Here is a 14,178-nt window from a genome sequence, read left to right as displayed (position 1 = left end):
GAATTTAATAATAAATATGGTACCTCAAATTTTTTTAAGTAAACCTTAAGGATTTAGAATTATTTTTTCAATAAAAAATTTGTACAGAATAAACTTTGTATTAAATTTGCACCCTCATTTACACAATGGCCTATGGTGTAACTGGCAACACGTCTGGTTTTGGTCCAGAAGAGTCTAGGTTCGAGCCCTAGTAGGCCAACAAGTAATTTAAACCCTAATTGCGAAAGTAGTTAGGGTTTTTTGTTAATTTAAATTCTCTGTAGATGTCTAGAAAGCAAGCGCTGATAAGAATTATCCCTGTTGTTATTTTGTTGTTTTTCGTAATTTATTCAATTAAAAAGAGTAGCTACAACAAAGGTGTTGAATTCTATGAGAATAATTTTAATGCCATTATTAAAAGTTTTGAAAAAAGTAAAGTGACTAGAGGTACAAAAGTCTTTTACTCGGATGATGATGTTTACTTTTACCTAGAAAATTATGAAGGAGTTTCTTTGAAGGTAGGTGATTCGATTATAAAATCGGGTCAAGAAATTCAGGTTTTCAGAAAAGCTAATAAAGTTTCTGGATATGAATTGTTAGGTGATGGGAATCCAATCAAGCCTCTCGAAAGTTTTTGGGATTATTTTCTTTTTTAAATTGAGCTTTTGTTTCCTATATCCTAAAAGTAATAACAGGACGTCTAGCATGATTCACCAAATCTTCACTAATACTGCCATTAAAAAAATGAGAAATACCCTGTCTGCCATGGGTGCTCATGGCAATTAAATCTGCACTAATAGATTGAGAGAAATTCATAATACCCTTTTCAATAGTATCGTCATTATAAATATGAAGGGTACAAAAAATAGGTGTTACAGCGTCAAGAAAATTTTGAATACGTTTTTTAGCTTCGGTAGTCGTTATAAATTTATTTGCTGTAACAACCATTAGTAAGTGAATTTCGGTTTTAAAAAGTGAGGCAAATTTTAGTGCTTTTAAAAAAGGCACTTTAGATTCTTCTTTAAAATCTGATGCAAAAACAAAATTTTCTACATTAAAGTTTTGATGTTCCTTTTTAATAACAAGAACAGGTACTTCAGAAGTTCTTACAACTTTTTCCGTATTACTGCCAATTAAGAGTTCTCTAAAACCACTTACGCCATGAGAACCCATCACAATTAAATCAATTTTGTGCTTTTCACAAGTTTGATAAATACCTTTGAAAATTTCATGAAAATCTACCAGTTCATGTATTATTAGGTCTTTCAAAAAATCTTTTTTTAATAATTTTTCAAATTTTTGATGGGCCAATTTCATAAAGTAAAGGGCTTCAGGTAAATCATTGTAAGAACTTAAGGGGTCAACCTTATGAAGTGGTATTTCTAACATGTGTAATAAGAAAATTTCAGATTTAAATTTTCTTGCTAATTGAACAGCAACCTTTAAGGCGTTTTCTGATTGATCTGAAAAATCTGTTGGAACAAGTATTTTTTTCATATCGAAGGCGGGTGATGGTGGTATCTAAATTTATGAATTATTACTTTAAAAATCAATAAAATTGTATATATTTGCAGCGTTGAAAGACGAAATTAAGATAATGAGGGGACGGGAAGTCCCCTCTTTTTATACTAAAAATGTTTAAAACAACTGTTGAAAATTTACTTGAAGCTGCATTAAATGACAGACCTGATTTATTTCTAATAGATTTTTCTATTCAAGGAAGTAATCAAATTAAGGTAGTAATAGACGGAGATAACGGCGTTTTGGTTGAAGATTGTATGTTCATTAGCAGAGCTATTGAACACAATCTAGACAGAGAAGAACAAGATTTTTCTTTAGATGTCATGTCTGCTGGGGCTACAGCACCATTGGTAAAAGAACGTCAGTATAAAAAAAACATTAATAGAACACTAAAAGTTAAGACGGCTTCTGAAAAGTTTGAAGGTATGCTTTCAAATGCATCAGATGAAAATATTACTTTACAGTGGAAGGTTAGAGAACCTAAACCAATTGGTAAGGGTAAAGTAACAGTAAATAAAGAAGCGAATATCGCTTACAAAGATATTGTAGAAGCAAAAGTTATGATTAAATTTTAATTCAGTAAGAGTTATGGAAAATGTCGCGTTAATTGAATCTTTTTCAGAGTTCAAAGACGATAAGCTAATTGACAGAGTAACGTTAATGGCCATATTAGAGGATGTATTTAGAAGTGCCTTAAAAAAGAAATATGGTGATGATGATAATTTCGATATAATTGTAAATCCGGATAAAGGAGATTTAGAGATTTGGAGAAATAGAATTGTAGTTGCTGATGGTGAAGTTGAAGATGAGAATCAGGAAATTTCTTTGACTGAAGCAAGAAAAATTGAGCCCGATTTTGAAGTAGGTGAAGATGTATCTGAAGAAGTTAAATTAGTTGATTTAGGAAGAAGAGCTATTTTGGCTTTACGTCAAAATCTTATTTCTAAAATCCATGAGCATGACAACACCATAATCTACAAGCAATTTAAAGATTTAGTTGGAGAGATTTACACGGCTGAGGTGCATCATATACGTCACAGGGCTGTTATTTTATTAGATGATGAAGGTAATGAGATTGTGCTTCCTAAGGATAGACAAATACCTTCAGATTTTTTCAGGAAAGGTGATAATGTAAGAGGTGTGATAGATACGGTTGAGCTAAAGGGCGCTAAACCAACTATATTAATGTCTAGAAGTTCACCAATGTTTTTGGAGAAATTATTTGAACAAGAAATACCAGAAGTTTTTGATGGATTAATAACCATTAAAAATGTGGTTAGAATACCAGGAGAAAAAGCAAAAGTTGCCGTAGATTCTTATGATGATAGAATTGACCCTGTCGGAGCTTGTGTAGGAATGAAAGGTTCAAGAATACATGGTATTGTACGTGAATTAGGTAATGAAAACATTGATGTAATTAATTACACTAATAATTTACAATTATATATAACTAGAGCTTTAAGTCCAGCAAGAGTAACATCAATTAAAATTGATGAAGAAGCTAAACGTGCTGAGGTTATTTTAAAGCCAGAAGAGGTAAGTAAAGCCATTGGTAGAGGTGGTCATAATATTCGATTAGCCGGTCAATTAACTGGCTATGAGATTGATGTGTTTAGAGAAGGTGCTGAGGAAGATGTAGAATTAAGTGAGTTCTCTGATGAAATAGAAGAGTGGATCATTCAAGAGTTTAGTAAGGCAGGTTTAGATACAGCTAAAAGTGTATTAGAACAAGATGTAAACGACTTAGTGAAGCGAACCGACTTGGAAGAAGAAACAATTAACGATGTTATTAGAATTCTGAAAGAAGAATTTGAAGAATAACACATATATTTGAGTATTTTAAAGGCAATTTATGGCTGGGACAATTAGATTAAATAAAGTATTACGCGAGCTTAATATTTCTTTAGATCGTGCTGTGGAATTTTTAGATTCTAAGGGCATAGAAATTGAGAAGCGTCCAACTACAAAAATTTCTGAAGACGTTTATGCAGTGCTTTCAGATGAATTTGAAACGGATGCTAGTAAGAAAGTTGCGTCTAAAGAAGTTAGTGAAGCAAAGCAAAAAGAGAAAGATGCATTGCGTGAACAACGTGAGCGTGAACTTGAAGCAAAACAAAATGCAGCAGCCAAAAAAGAAGAAGTTGTAAAAGCTTCAGGAAATCTTACTGGTCCTAAAACAGTTGGTAAAATAGATTTGTCTCCGAAAAAGGAAGAGGTTATAAAGGAAGAACCAGTAAAGCCAGAACCAGTAGTTAAAGAGGCGCCTATAAAAGAAACACCAATTGAGCCTGTAAAAGAGGAAAAACCTGTTGAGGCACAAGTTGAAGCGCCTAAAGAGGAAAAGCCTGTTCCTACTGTTGATAAAGAAGAGCCTAAGCCTGAACCTAAAAAAGAAACACCTAAAAAGAGCCCTGAAGCGCCTGTTAAAGAAGTTGTAATTGATGAAGTTCCAGTGGTTGAGGAGAAGGTGAAAACACAATACAAAAAACTTACGGGTCCTAAAATAGCAGGAGATAAGATAGATTTATCTCAATTTAATAAGCCTAAGAAAAAGAAGGAAGAGAAGAAACCAGAAGCTAAAACTGGTGATGCTGCTAAGAAAAAGCGTCGTAGAATTAGTAAAGTTGGTGGTGGACAACCAGGTAACAATAGAGGTCCGGGTCAAAGAGGTCCTGGACAAAATAGAGGAAATGATAGGTTTAAAGGAAAACCTGGACAAGGACGAAGAAATATAGTTAAAGAAGAGCCTAGTGAGGAAGATGTGAAGAAGCAAGTGCGCGAAACACTTGAAAAACTTCAAGGTAAATCTTCTAAAGGGAAAGGTGCTAAATATCGTAGAGAAAAAAGAGATCAGCATAGAGATCAAACAGAAAAAGAATTACAAGCAGAAGCAGCAGAAAGTAAAATTCTTAAAGTAACAGAATTTGTTACGGCAAGTGAGGTTGCTACTATGATGGATGTTGGTGTAACTGAAATTATCTCAGCTTGTATGTCTTTAGGTATGATGGTAACAATGAATCAGCGTTTAGATGCAGAAACATTGTCAATTGTAGCAGAAGAGTTCGGTTATCAGGTGGAGTTTATTACTGCCGATATTGAAGAAGCCATTGAGGTTGTTGAAGATAAAGAAGAAGATTTAACGCCAAGAGCACCAATTGTTACTGTAATGGGTCACGTGGATCATGGTAAAACATCTTTACTTGATTATATCAGAAAAGAAAATGTTATTGCAGGTGAGTCAGGTGGTATTACTCAGCATATTGGAGCATATGGTGTAGAGTTAGAAGGCGGGCAAAAAATTGCTTTCTTAGATACACCAGGTCACGAGGCGTTTACCGCAATGCGTGCACGTGGAGCTCAAGTTACGGATATAGCAATAATTGTTGCAGCGGCAGATGATGATATTATGCCGCAAACTAAAGAGGCTATTTCTCATGCACAGGCTGCTGGAGTGCCTATTGTATTTGCTATTAATAAAATAGATTTACCAGCTGCTAACCCAGAAAAGATTAAAGAAGGTCTTGCTAATATGAATTTATTAGTTGAAGATTGGGGAGGTAAAGTGCAGTCTCATGATATTTCAGCTAAAAACGGAACCGGTGTAAGTGAATTACTTGAAAAGGTATTGTTAGAAGCTGAATTATTAGAATTAAAGGCAAACGCTAATAAACCGGCTGTTGGAACAGTAGTTGAAGCATTCCTTGATAAAGGTCGTGGATATGTGTCAACCATATTGGTTCAAGCAGGTACTTTAAAAGTTGGAGATTATGTTTTAGCTGGCCAGCATAGTGGTAAAGTAAAGGCAATGCATGATGAAAGGGGTAATGATGTAAAAGAAGCAGGTCCTTCAACACCAGTATCTATTTTAGGTTTGGATGGTGCACCACAAGCGGGTGATAAGTTTAATGTTTTTGAAGATGAGCGTGAAGCTAAATCTATTGCAACTAAGCGTTCTCAATTACAACGTGAACAATCAGTTAGAACACAACGTCATATTACATTAGATGAAATTGGAAGACGTATTGCTTTAGGAGACTTTAAAGAGCTTAACATTATCCTTAAAGGTGATGTTGATGGTTCGGTGGAAGCTTTAACAGATTCATTCCAAAAATTATCTACCGAAGAAATTCAAGTTAATATCTTACATAAAGGAGTTGGAGCTATTACTGAAAGTGATGTATTATTAGCATCAGCATCTGATGCCATTATTATTGGGTTTAATGTTAGGCCAATGGGTAATGCGCGTTCAATTGCTGATAAAGAAGAAATTGATATCAGAACCTACTCAATCATCTATGATGCCATCAATGATTTGAAAGATGCCATGGAAGGTATGCTGTCTCCAGAATTTAAAGAAGAGATTACTGGAACTGCAGAAATTAGACAAACGTTTAAAATATCTAAAATTGGTACCATTGCAGGTTGTATGGTTACTAACGGTAAAATATTTAGAAACTCTGGTGTAAGACTTATTAGAGAAGGAGTGGTAATATTTACTGGAGAATTGGCTACCTTAAAACGATTTAAAGATGATGTTAAGGAAGTATCAAAAGGATACGATTGCGGTATGCAGGTGAAGAATTACAACGATATTAAAGAAGGTGATATTATTGAAGCCTTCCAAGAGGTAGCGGTTAAGAAAACGTTGAAATAGTGTAACGTCACTTATTGTGATTCTGGTTTTTCAGAATTGTATCTATAAGTATATTAAAAAAGCGAACCAGATGGTTCGCTTTTTTTTATGTCATTCTGAATGAAGTGAAGAATCCATAGACTCTAATTATTCTTTTCCTTTTTAGGTTTAAAAATAAAAGCACTAGGAAATTTTCTTTTTATTCTTTTTAAAGCTCTATCAGCTTCTAATCGCGTTCTAAAATTTCCTACCCAAATTTTAAAGTTTGGAGGCTCATATATGTCTGTTGTTCGCCAATCGCTAAATGATTCTAAGAATTCCTTTTGCGCAGTATAAGCCCCAGATCGGTTGCCATTATAAATTTGAATTTTATACCTATCTGAGCTATTTTCAGTCTTGTTGAGCTGCTTTTTTACCCCTAATAAATTATCGATTTTACTATCCTGATTGACTTCTATTTGACCTTGTTGCCCAAAACTTTTTGCTGAAAACACAAGGAAAACAACAATAATAATGGGCTTAAATTTAAAACTTAATTTTTGCATAAATAATTATTTCTACAAATGTATACGTTATAAAATAAAATATTGTTCTTTTATTTATTTAGAATCCCTCTAAATTACTAATAACAGTTGGTTAACATTTCTAAAATCGACTTTAAATATTACTTTTGCGAGAGATTTTATAAGTATGACATTTATCATGTTTTAATGAAAAAATCATACCAAAGATTAGAAGTTAATTTAACCAATAATATGAAACAGGTGATTCACCGTAAATTAAGCAAAAACTTTCTTCGTTTTGGCTTAATTATTTTATTAGCGTTTACAACCTCGCTTTCTGCTCAAGAAGGAGATCCGGCAAAAGGAAAATCATTGTTTAATACTAATTGTGCTGCTTGTCATCATTTAGATAAGAAAATGACAGGTCCGGCTTTACGCCATGTAGAACGGCGTCTATCTGATGATGAAGGATTGGATAGAGATTGGATCTATACTTGGGTTAGAAACAGTTCTGCTGTTATTAAGTCCGGAGATGCATATGCAAACAAAGTTTACAATGAGTATGGTGGTGCAGCAATGACTGCTTTCCCACAATTATCAGATGAAGACTTAAATAATATTTTAGCATATACTGCTCAAGAAAAGCAGGAGCCTGCAGCGACGGCTGGTGCTGTAACTGCTGAGGCAGCTTCAACAGATTCTAGTGGTATTTCTAACGAATTAATTTTAGGTGCACTTGCAATATTATTTGTGTTGTTGGCAGCCGGTTTGTATCTGGTAAACAAAACATTACGCAGATTTGCTGAGGCTCAAAACATAGATTTACCTGAAGCTACCGGTAGAACACCGCTTTGGAAAGCATTTGTTCAAAACCAATTCTTAATGTTAGTAACAGCTATTTTCTTTTTATTAGCTAGTGCTTATTTTGCTTTTGGTTACTTTATGCAGATAGGTATAGATCAAGGATATCAACCAGTGCAACCTATTCATTTTTCACATAAAATTCACGCTGGTGATAACGGTATTGATTGTAAATACTGTCACTCTTCAGCAAGGGTTAGTAAAACTTCTGGTATTCCATCATTAAATGTTTGTATGAACTGTCATAAAACAATTTCTGATTATAACGGAGAAGTAACACCTGAGCATTCAAAAGAATTCTATGATGGTGAAATACAAAAATTATATGCTGCAGTAGGTTGGAGTGATGCTGATCAAAAATACACAGGAGAATCTAAACCAGTAAAATGGGTTAGAATCCATAACTTACCAGACTTCGTTTATTTCAATCACTCACAGCACGTTTCTGTTGGTGGTCAAGAGTGTCAAACTTGTCATGGTCCTGTTGAGGAGATGGAAGTGTTGTACCAACACGCGCCATTAACAATGGGCTGGTGTATTGAGTGTCATAGAACCACTAACGTGAAAGTTGAAGATAACGAGTACTACGAAAAGATTCATGAAGAATTATCTAAGAAGTACGGTGTAGAGAAGTTAACAGTTGCCGAAATGGGTGGACTGGAATGTGGTAAGTGTCATTATTAATTTAGTAAGAAGTAATTCAATTATATAATATGTCATCAAACAAGAAATACTGGAAAAGTGTTGAAGAGCTAAACGAAAATAGCTCTATTGTTGAGACGCTAAAACAAAACGAGTTTACTCAAGAAATTCCTGTAGATGAATTTTTAGGAGATAAGGAAACTTTAGAAGAAAGTTCTACAACTCGTCGCGATTTCTTAAAGTATGTGGGCTTTAGTACAGCTGCTGCTTCATTAGCTGCTTGTGAAGGTCCTGTGAAAAAATCAATTCCTTACATTGTTCAACCAGAAGAAATTATCCCTGGTGTTGCTAATTATTATGCAACTACAATTGCAAATGGTTTTGATTTCGCAAGTGTTTTAGTAAAAACTCGTGAAGGTCGTCCAATTAAAATTGAAAATAATGCTTTAGCAACTAGTCATGGAAGTGCCAATGCTAGAGTCAATGCGTCAGTTTTAGGCTTGTACGATAGTTTAAGAGTTCAAGGTCCAAAGAAAGGTGGAGAAAAGTCTTCTTGGGATGATTTAGATGCTGAAGTTGTTTCAGAATTAACTAAAGCTTCTGATGCTGGTAAAGACATTGTGTTATTAACACAAACTTTTGCTAGTCCATCAACAAGCAAGTTGATTTCTGAATTCAAAGAAAAATATGGTAATGTTCGCCATGTAGTTTACGATGCTGTTTCAGAATCTGTTGCATTAGATGCATACCAATCTAAATACGGAGAGCGTGGTCTTGCAGATTACGATTTCTCTAAGGCAATGACCATTGTTTCTATTGGGGCTGATTTCTTAGGAGATTGGCAAGGTGGAGGATTTGATTCTGGGTACTCTAAAAACAGAATTCCAGATCATGGAAAAATGTCAAGACATATTCAGTTTGAATCTAATATGTCTTTATCTGGTGCTAATGCAGATAAGCGTGTGCCATTAACCCCTAGTGAGCAAAAATTAGCTTTAGCTAAATTACATAGCTTAGTTGTAGGTGGTGGTTTTTCAGGAAGTTTACCTAAAAATATTGAAGAAGCAGTTCAAAAGGCAGCTTCTCAACTTAAAAAAGCAGGAAGCAAAGGTGTTGTTGTTACAGGAATTCAAGATGTAAATGCACAAACAGTTGTTTTTGAAATTAACGAAGCTTTAGGAAGTAAAGCTTTTGATCCTAAAACACCTATTAAAACAAGACAAGGTAGTGATAATGATGTTGCTGCCCTAGTATCTGATTTAAAAGCTGGTAAGGTTGGTGTGTTAATTATGAGTGGAGTAAATCCAGTTTATACATTACCTAATGCTGCTGACTTTGCTGAAGGATTAAAGAATACATTCTCTGTTGCTTTCTCTATGAAAGCTGATGAGACTTCAACGTTAGCAAATTATATTGCTGCAACCCCTCACTATTTAGAGTCTTGGGGAGATGTTGAAATTAAAAAAGGACATTATGCGTTAACGCAGCCTACTATTCGTCCGTTATTTAATACAAGACAATTACAAGAGTCTTTATTAAAATGGACAGGTAACGATGCGTCTTACTTAGATTATATTAAGGAAGCTTGGGGAACAAGTATTTTAGGAGATAGCTCATTTAACAAAGCACTTCATGATGGCGTGTTTGTTGGTGAAATTGCTACACAAACTGAAGATACTACCGAGTCTTCTGATGATACAGAAACACCGGCTAGTAATGCTGCTAGTGCTTTAGCATCATCTGTAAAATCTTCTGCAGGATTAGAATTAGCTTTATATACTAAAACAGGTATGGGTGATGGTCAACAAGCCAATAATCCATGGTTACAAGAATTTCCAGATCCAATTACTAGAGCATCATGGGATAACTACTTAACCGTTTCTAGAGCTGATGCTGAAGCAATAGGCTTAGTTAATGAGCATGTAGCTACAGGGGCTTTAAATGGTAGTTATGCAAATGTAACTGTTAATGGAGTTACAGTTACTGCACCTGTAATTATTCAACCAGGTCAGGCTAAAGGTTCTGTTGGTTTATCATTTGGTTATGGCCGAAGCGCTGGTCTTAAGGAAGAAATGCAAACGGGTGTAAATGCCTACGCATTATATAATAGCTTTAATACAGTTCAAAATGTAACTGTTGAGGCTGCTTCTGGAATGCATGAGTTTGCATGTGTTCAGTTGCATAATACTTTAATGGGACGTGGAGATATCTTAAAAGAAACATCTTTAGAGATATTTAATACTGAAAAATCTAGTGTTTGGAATCCAATTCCAACAGTGTCATTAAATCACGAGCCTGTTGCAGTAACGGAGCCAGAAGTAGATTTATGGGATGAGTTTGATCGTTCTATTGGGCATCACTTTAATTTATCTATAGACTTAAATGCTTGTACGGGATGTGGTGCTTGTGTTATTGCATGTCATGCAGAGAATAACGTACCAGTTGTTGGTAAGGAAGAAGTGCGTAGATCACGTGATATGCACTGGTTACGTATAGATAGATATTACTCCTCTGAAGAATCATTTGAAGGAGATAATGATAAGAAAGATAATATTGCAGGTTTAGGAAGTTCATTAAGTGAATTTGGTGAAATGGAATCTGCATCAGACAATCCGCAGGTGGCATTCCAACCTGTAATGTGTCAGCATTGTAACCACGCGCCTTGTGAAACTGTATGTCCGGTAGCGGCAACATCTCATGGTCGTCAAGGTCAGAACCATATGGCTTATAACCGTTGTGTAGGTACAAGATATTGTGCAAACAACTGTCCTTATAAAGTACGTCGTTTCAACTGGTTCTTATACTCTGGAAATGATGAGTTTGATTATCATATGAATGATGATTTAGGACGTATGGTATTGAATCCAGATGTTGTTGTTCGTTCTCGTGGTGTAATGGAAAAATGTTCTATGTGTATTCAAATGACACAGAAAACAATCCTTGATGCTAAACGTGACGGACGCGCTATCAAAGATGGTGAACTTCAAACAGCATGTTCTGCAGCTTGTAGTAGTGGCGCTATGGTATTTGGAGATATCAATGATAAGGAAAGCAAAGTTGCAAAACTTAAAGAAGGAAACCGTATGTATCACTTGTTAGAACATGTAGGAACAAAACCTAATGTTCAATATCAGACAAAAGTGAGAAATACAACAGAAGCATAAATCTAATTAAAGAATCAATTATATAATTATGGCGTCTCATTACGAAGCACCTATTAGAAGACCTTTAGTTACAGGAGAAAAATCATACCACGATGTTACTGTGGATGTGGCAAAACCTGTAGAAGGAAAAGCAAATAAACAATGGTGGATTGTTTTTGGTATTGCATTGACAGCTTTTCTTTGGGGTATTGGATGTATTATTTATACTATATCTACAGGTATTGGAACTTGGGGTTTAAATAAAACCGTAGGTTGGGCTTGGGATATTACTAACTTTGTTTGGTGGGTAGGTATTGGTCACGCAGGAACACTTATTTCTGCAGTACTTTTATTATTCCGTCAAAAATGGAGAATGGCTATTAACCGTTCTGCAGAGGCAATGACAATTTTCTCGGTAGTTCAGGCAGGCTTATTCCCAATTATTCACATGGGTCGTCCGTGGTTAGGATATTGGGTATTACCAATTCCAAACCAATTTGGATCACTTTGGGTGAATTTTAACTCGCCATTGCTTTGGGATGTATTCGCAATTTCTACATATTTATCGGTATCATTAGTGTTCTGGTGGACAGGTTTATTACCAGATTTCGCCATGATTAGAGATAGAGCTGTAAAACCTTTCCAAAAGAAAATTTATTCAATTTTAAGTTTTGGTTGGTCTGGTAGAGCAAAAGATTGGCAACGTTTTGAAGAGGTGTCTTTAGTACTTGCTGGTTTAGCAACACCATTAGTACTTTCTGTACACACTATTGTATCGTTTGATTTCGCAACATCGGTTATACCTGGTTGGCATACTACAATCTTCCCTCCTTACTTCGTTGCTGGAGCGGTATTCTCAGGATTTGCCATGGTAAACACTTTGCTTATTATTATGAGAAAGGTGTGTAACCTTGAAGATTATATTACAGTACAACACATTGAGTTAATGAATATTGTAATTATGATTACAGGTTCTATTGTTGGTGTGGCATATATTACAGAGTTGTTTATTGCATGGTATTCTGGTGTAGAATATGAACAATATGCATTCTTAAATAGAGCAACTGGACCTTACTGGTGGGCTTATTGGGCAATGATGACTTGTAATGTGTTCTCTCCACAATTTATGTGGTTCAAGAAATTAAGAACAAGTATTATGTTCTCTTTTGTAATCTCAATTGTAGTAAATATTGGTATGTGGTTTGAGCGTTTTGTAATTATTGTAACATCCTTACATAGAGATTACTTACCATCATCTTGGACAATGTTCTCTCCTACTTTTGTGGACATAGGAATATTTATTGGGACAATAGGATTCTTCTTTGTATTATTTTTACTGTATTCAAGAACATTCCCTGTAATTGCTCAAGCCGAGGTTAAAACTATTTTAAAATCATCAGGAGAAAGGTATAAGAACTTAAGAGAAGCTGGTAAAAGTTTAGTAGGTTCTGGTGCAGATGAAAGAACATCTGGAGTTGATGCTACAAGTACTACTGAAGTTGTTGAAGAAGATACTTCTGGAAAAGTAAGTGATTTATTAGGCACAATAGGAACATTTAATAAAGAAACTGAAACAGCTGACGATTTGAAGAAGATTAGTGGTATAGGGCCTAAGATGGAAGAAGTGCTTAACAGCATTGGAATCTATACATACCTACAGGTTAGCAAAATGACAAAGAAAGAATATGACTTACTAGATTCTATTACTGGTTCTTTCCCTGGAAGAGCAGAACGTGATGATTGGTCTGGTCAAGCTAAAAATTTAATAAACTAAAAGTAGCATATGGAAGCTTCAAAAGTAATTCACGCTATTTATACAGATGATGATGTGTTAATGTCTGCTGTTAAAAAGGTAAAAGCAGCAAAGCATCATATAGAAGAAATATATACACCATTCCCAGTGCACGGTCTAGACAAAGCTATGGGATTAGCTCCTACAAGAATTGCAATTACTGCATTTATGTATGGTTTAGTTGGTTTAACGGTTGCAATTACAATGATGAATTTCATTATGATTGAAGACTGGCCACAAAACATTGGTGGTAAACCAAGTTTTAGTTATATAGAAAACATGCCAGCCTTTGTGCCAATTATGTTTGAGTTAACAGTATTTTTTGCAGCACACTTAATGGTAATTACTTTTTACTTAAGAAGTAGAATGTGGCCATTTAAAAAAGCTGAAAACCCAGACCCAAGAACAACCGATGATCATTTCTTAATGGAAATTGCTGTTCATGGTAACGAGGGTGAGTTAGAAAGCTTACTTAAGGAAACTGGAGCTGTAGAAGTAAATTTAGTAGATAAAGAAGCGCATTAATATAGTAATATGAAAAGCTTAATTAAAATATTAGCAGTAGCAATTGTTTTTGTAGCAGTATCATGTAAAAAGGATACCGCTCCTAACTATCAATTCATGCCAAACATGTATGAGTCTCAAGGATATGAAACCTACGGTGAGGCTGCTTTCCCAAATGGAGTTGAAGCTCAATTACCAGCTGAAGGTTCAGTTGCCAGAGGTTACATTCCTTTTGATATTGAAAATAGTACAGAAGGGTACGAATTGGCCAAAGCAACTTTAACTAGTCCGTTAGATTCTACCCAGGTAGATTTAGCAAGAGGTAAAGAACTTTATGATATATATTGTGGTATATGTCATGGTAATAAAGGTGATGGACAAGGAAATTTAGTAAAGCGTGAAAAAATACTTGGTATCCCAAGTTATGATGATGCGGGGAGAGCAATCAACGAAGGAAGTATTTACCACACCATTTACTACGGAAAAAACAGTATGGGATCTTATGCTAACCAGTTGAAAGAGGAAGAGCGTTGGCAAGTGGTTTCATACGTGTTAAAGTTAAAATCAGATTTAGAAAAGTAAGAAGATAAGATTATATAG

11 protein-coding genes and 1 tRNA gene are annotated in these 14,178 nt (G+C 34.9%); 10 read left to right on the top strand and 2 right to left on the bottom strand.

The genetic code is table 11. From position 1 onward, the window contains the following. The first annotated feature begins 126 nt into the window (after positions 1-126). Both N1F78_RS04795 and N1F78_RS04790 read left to right on the top strand, forming a co-directional pair. A tRNA-Gln gene (locus N1F78_RS04795) sits at positions 127-199 on the top strand. Positions 200-263: 64 nt separating this feature from the next. Beyond that, a complete protein-coding gene (locus tag N1F78_RS04790; protein WP_406685047.1) occupies positions 264-635 on the top strand; it encodes a hypothetical protein in 372 nt (123 codons plus the stop codon). Between the two features lie 16 nt (positions 636-651). Here N1F78_RS04790 and N1F78_RS04785 read toward each other — a convergent pair whose 3' ends face one another. Beyond that, a complete protein-coding gene (locus N1F78_RS04785) occupies positions 652-1,476 on the bottom strand; it encodes a universal stress protein (protein WP_406685046.1) in 825 nt (274 codons plus the stop codon). 137 nt (positions 1,477-1,613) lie between these two features. Here N1F78_RS04785 and rimP point away from each other — a divergent pair, with 137 nt between their 5' ends. The 3 genes from rimP to infB are packed head-to-tail and all read left to right on the top strand — an operon-like array spanning position 1,614 to position 6,154. Continuing rightward, positions 1,614-2,075, top strand: a complete 462-nt coding sequence (gene rimP / locus N1F78_RS04780; RefSeq protein WP_406685045.1) for a ribosome assembly cofactor RimP — start codon at positions 1,614-1,616, stop codon at positions 2,073-2,075. Positions 2,076-2,088: 13 nt separating this feature from the next. Next, positions 2,089-3,321: a transcription termination factor NusA gene (gene nusA, locus N1F78_RS04775; protein ID WP_406685044.1), complete on the top strand. Its 1,233-nt coding sequence runs from the start codon at positions 2,089-2,091 to the stop codon at positions 3,319-3,321. A 31-nt stretch (positions 3,322-3,352) separates the two neighbouring features. Beyond that, the gene (gene infB / locus N1F78_RS04770; protein WP_406685043.1) at positions 3,353-6,154 is read left to right on the top strand and encodes a translation initiation factor IF-2; all 2,802 of its coding nucleotides are present in this window, start codon (positions 3,353-3,355) and stop codon (positions 6,152-6,154) included. A gap of 122 nt (positions 6,155-6,276) precedes the next feature. Here infB and N1F78_RS04765 read toward each other — a convergent pair whose 3' ends face one another. Further along, entirely contained in the window at positions 6,277-6,678 is a 402-nt protein-coding gene (locus tag N1F78_RS04765) for an SPOR domain-containing protein (protein WP_406685042.1), read from the bottom strand. Between the two features lie 210 nt (positions 6,679-6,888). Here N1F78_RS04765 and N1F78_RS04760 point away from each other — a divergent pair, with 210 nt between their 5' ends. The 5 genes from N1F78_RS04760 to N1F78_RS04740 are packed head-to-tail and all read left to right on the top strand — an operon-like array spanning position 6,889 to position 14,160. Further along, positions 6,889-8,181 carry a cytochrome c3 family protein gene (locus N1F78_RS04760; RefSeq protein WP_406685665.1) on the top strand — a complete coding sequence of 431 codons (1,293 nt, stop codon included), beginning with the start codon at positions 6,889-6,891 and terminating at the stop codon, positions 8,179-8,181. Between the two features lie 29 nt (positions 8,182-8,210). After that, the gene (locus tag N1F78_RS04755; protein ID WP_406685041.1) at positions 8,211-11,303 is read left to right on the top strand and encodes a TAT-variant-translocated molybdopterin oxidoreductase; all 3,093 of its coding nucleotides are present in this window, start codon (positions 8,211-8,213) and stop codon (positions 11,301-11,303) included. 28 nt (positions 11,304-11,331) lie between these two features. Beyond that, positions 11,332-13,056 carry an NrfD/PsrC family molybdoenzyme membrane anchor subunit gene (nrfD, locus tag N1F78_RS04750; protein WP_406685040.1) on the top strand — a complete coding sequence of 575 codons (1,725 nt, stop codon included), beginning with the start codon at positions 11,332-11,334 and terminating at the stop codon, positions 13,054-13,056. Positions 13,057-13,065: 9 nt separating this feature from the next. Continuing rightward, positions 13,066-13,599, top strand: coding sequence for a DUF3341 domain-containing protein (locus N1F78_RS04745; protein ID WP_406685039.1), 534 nt, complete (start codon positions 13,066-13,068; stop codon positions 13,597-13,599). 9 nt (positions 13,600-13,608) lie between these two features. Beyond that, positions 13,609-14,160 (top strand): c-type cytochrome, encoded by a 552-nt coding sequence (locus N1F78_RS04740; RefSeq protein ID WP_406685038.1) that lies wholly within the window; start codon positions 13,609-13,611, stop codon positions 14,158-14,160. Positions 14,161-14,178: the final 18 nt, after the last annotated feature.

This window comes from Seonamhaeicola sp. MEBiC01930 (assembly GCF_045277075.1).
In the GTDB taxonomy this organism is placed as follows: domain Bacteria; phylum Bacteroidota; class Bacteroidia; order Flavobacteriales; family Flavobacteriaceae; genus Seonamhaeicola.
This window is presented reverse-complemented; position numbering and strand designations above follow the sequence as displayed.

Coding starts and splice junctions, on each gene's coding strand:
- N1F78_RS04755 (WP_406685041.1), top strand. CDS start 8,211: ATGTCATCAAACAAGAAATACTGGAAAAGTGTTGAAGAGCTAAACGAA.
- N1F78_RS04745 (WP_406685039.1), top strand. CDS start 13,066: ATGGAAGCTTCAAAAGTAATTCACGCTATTTATACAGATGATGATGTG.
- N1F78_RS04785 (WP_406685046.1), bottom strand. CDS start 1,476: ATGAAAAAAATACTTGTTCCAACAGATTTTTCAGATCAATCAGAAAAC.
- N1F78_RS04790 (WP_406685047.1), top strand. CDS start 264: ATGTCTAGAAAGCAAGCGCTGATAAGAATTATCCCTGTTGTTATTTTG.
- N1F78_RS04760 (WP_406685665.1), top strand. CDS start 6,889: ATGAAACAGGTGATTCACCGTAAATTAAGCAAAAACTTTCTTCGTTTT.
- infB (WP_406685043.1), top strand. CDS start 3,353: ATGGCTGGGACAATTAGATTAAATAAAGTATTACGCGAGCTTAATATT.
- N1F78_RS04765 (WP_406685042.1), bottom strand. CDS start 6,678: ATGCAAAAATTAAGTTTTAAATTTAAGCCCATTATTATTGTTGTTTTC.
- nrfD (WP_406685040.1), top strand. CDS start 11,332: ATGGCGTCTCATTACGAAGCACCTATTAGAAGACCTTTAGTTACAGGA.
- nusA (WP_406685044.1), top strand. CDS start 2,089: ATGGAAAATGTCGCGTTAATTGAATCTTTTTCAGAGTTCAAAGACGAT.
- rimP (WP_406685045.1), top strand. CDS start 1,614: ATGTTTAAAACAACTGTTGAAAATTTACTTGAAGCTGCATTAAATGAC.
- N1F78_RS04740 (WP_406685038.1), top strand. CDS start 13,609: ATGAAAAGCTTAATTAAAATATTAGCAGTAGCAATTGTTTTTGTAGCA.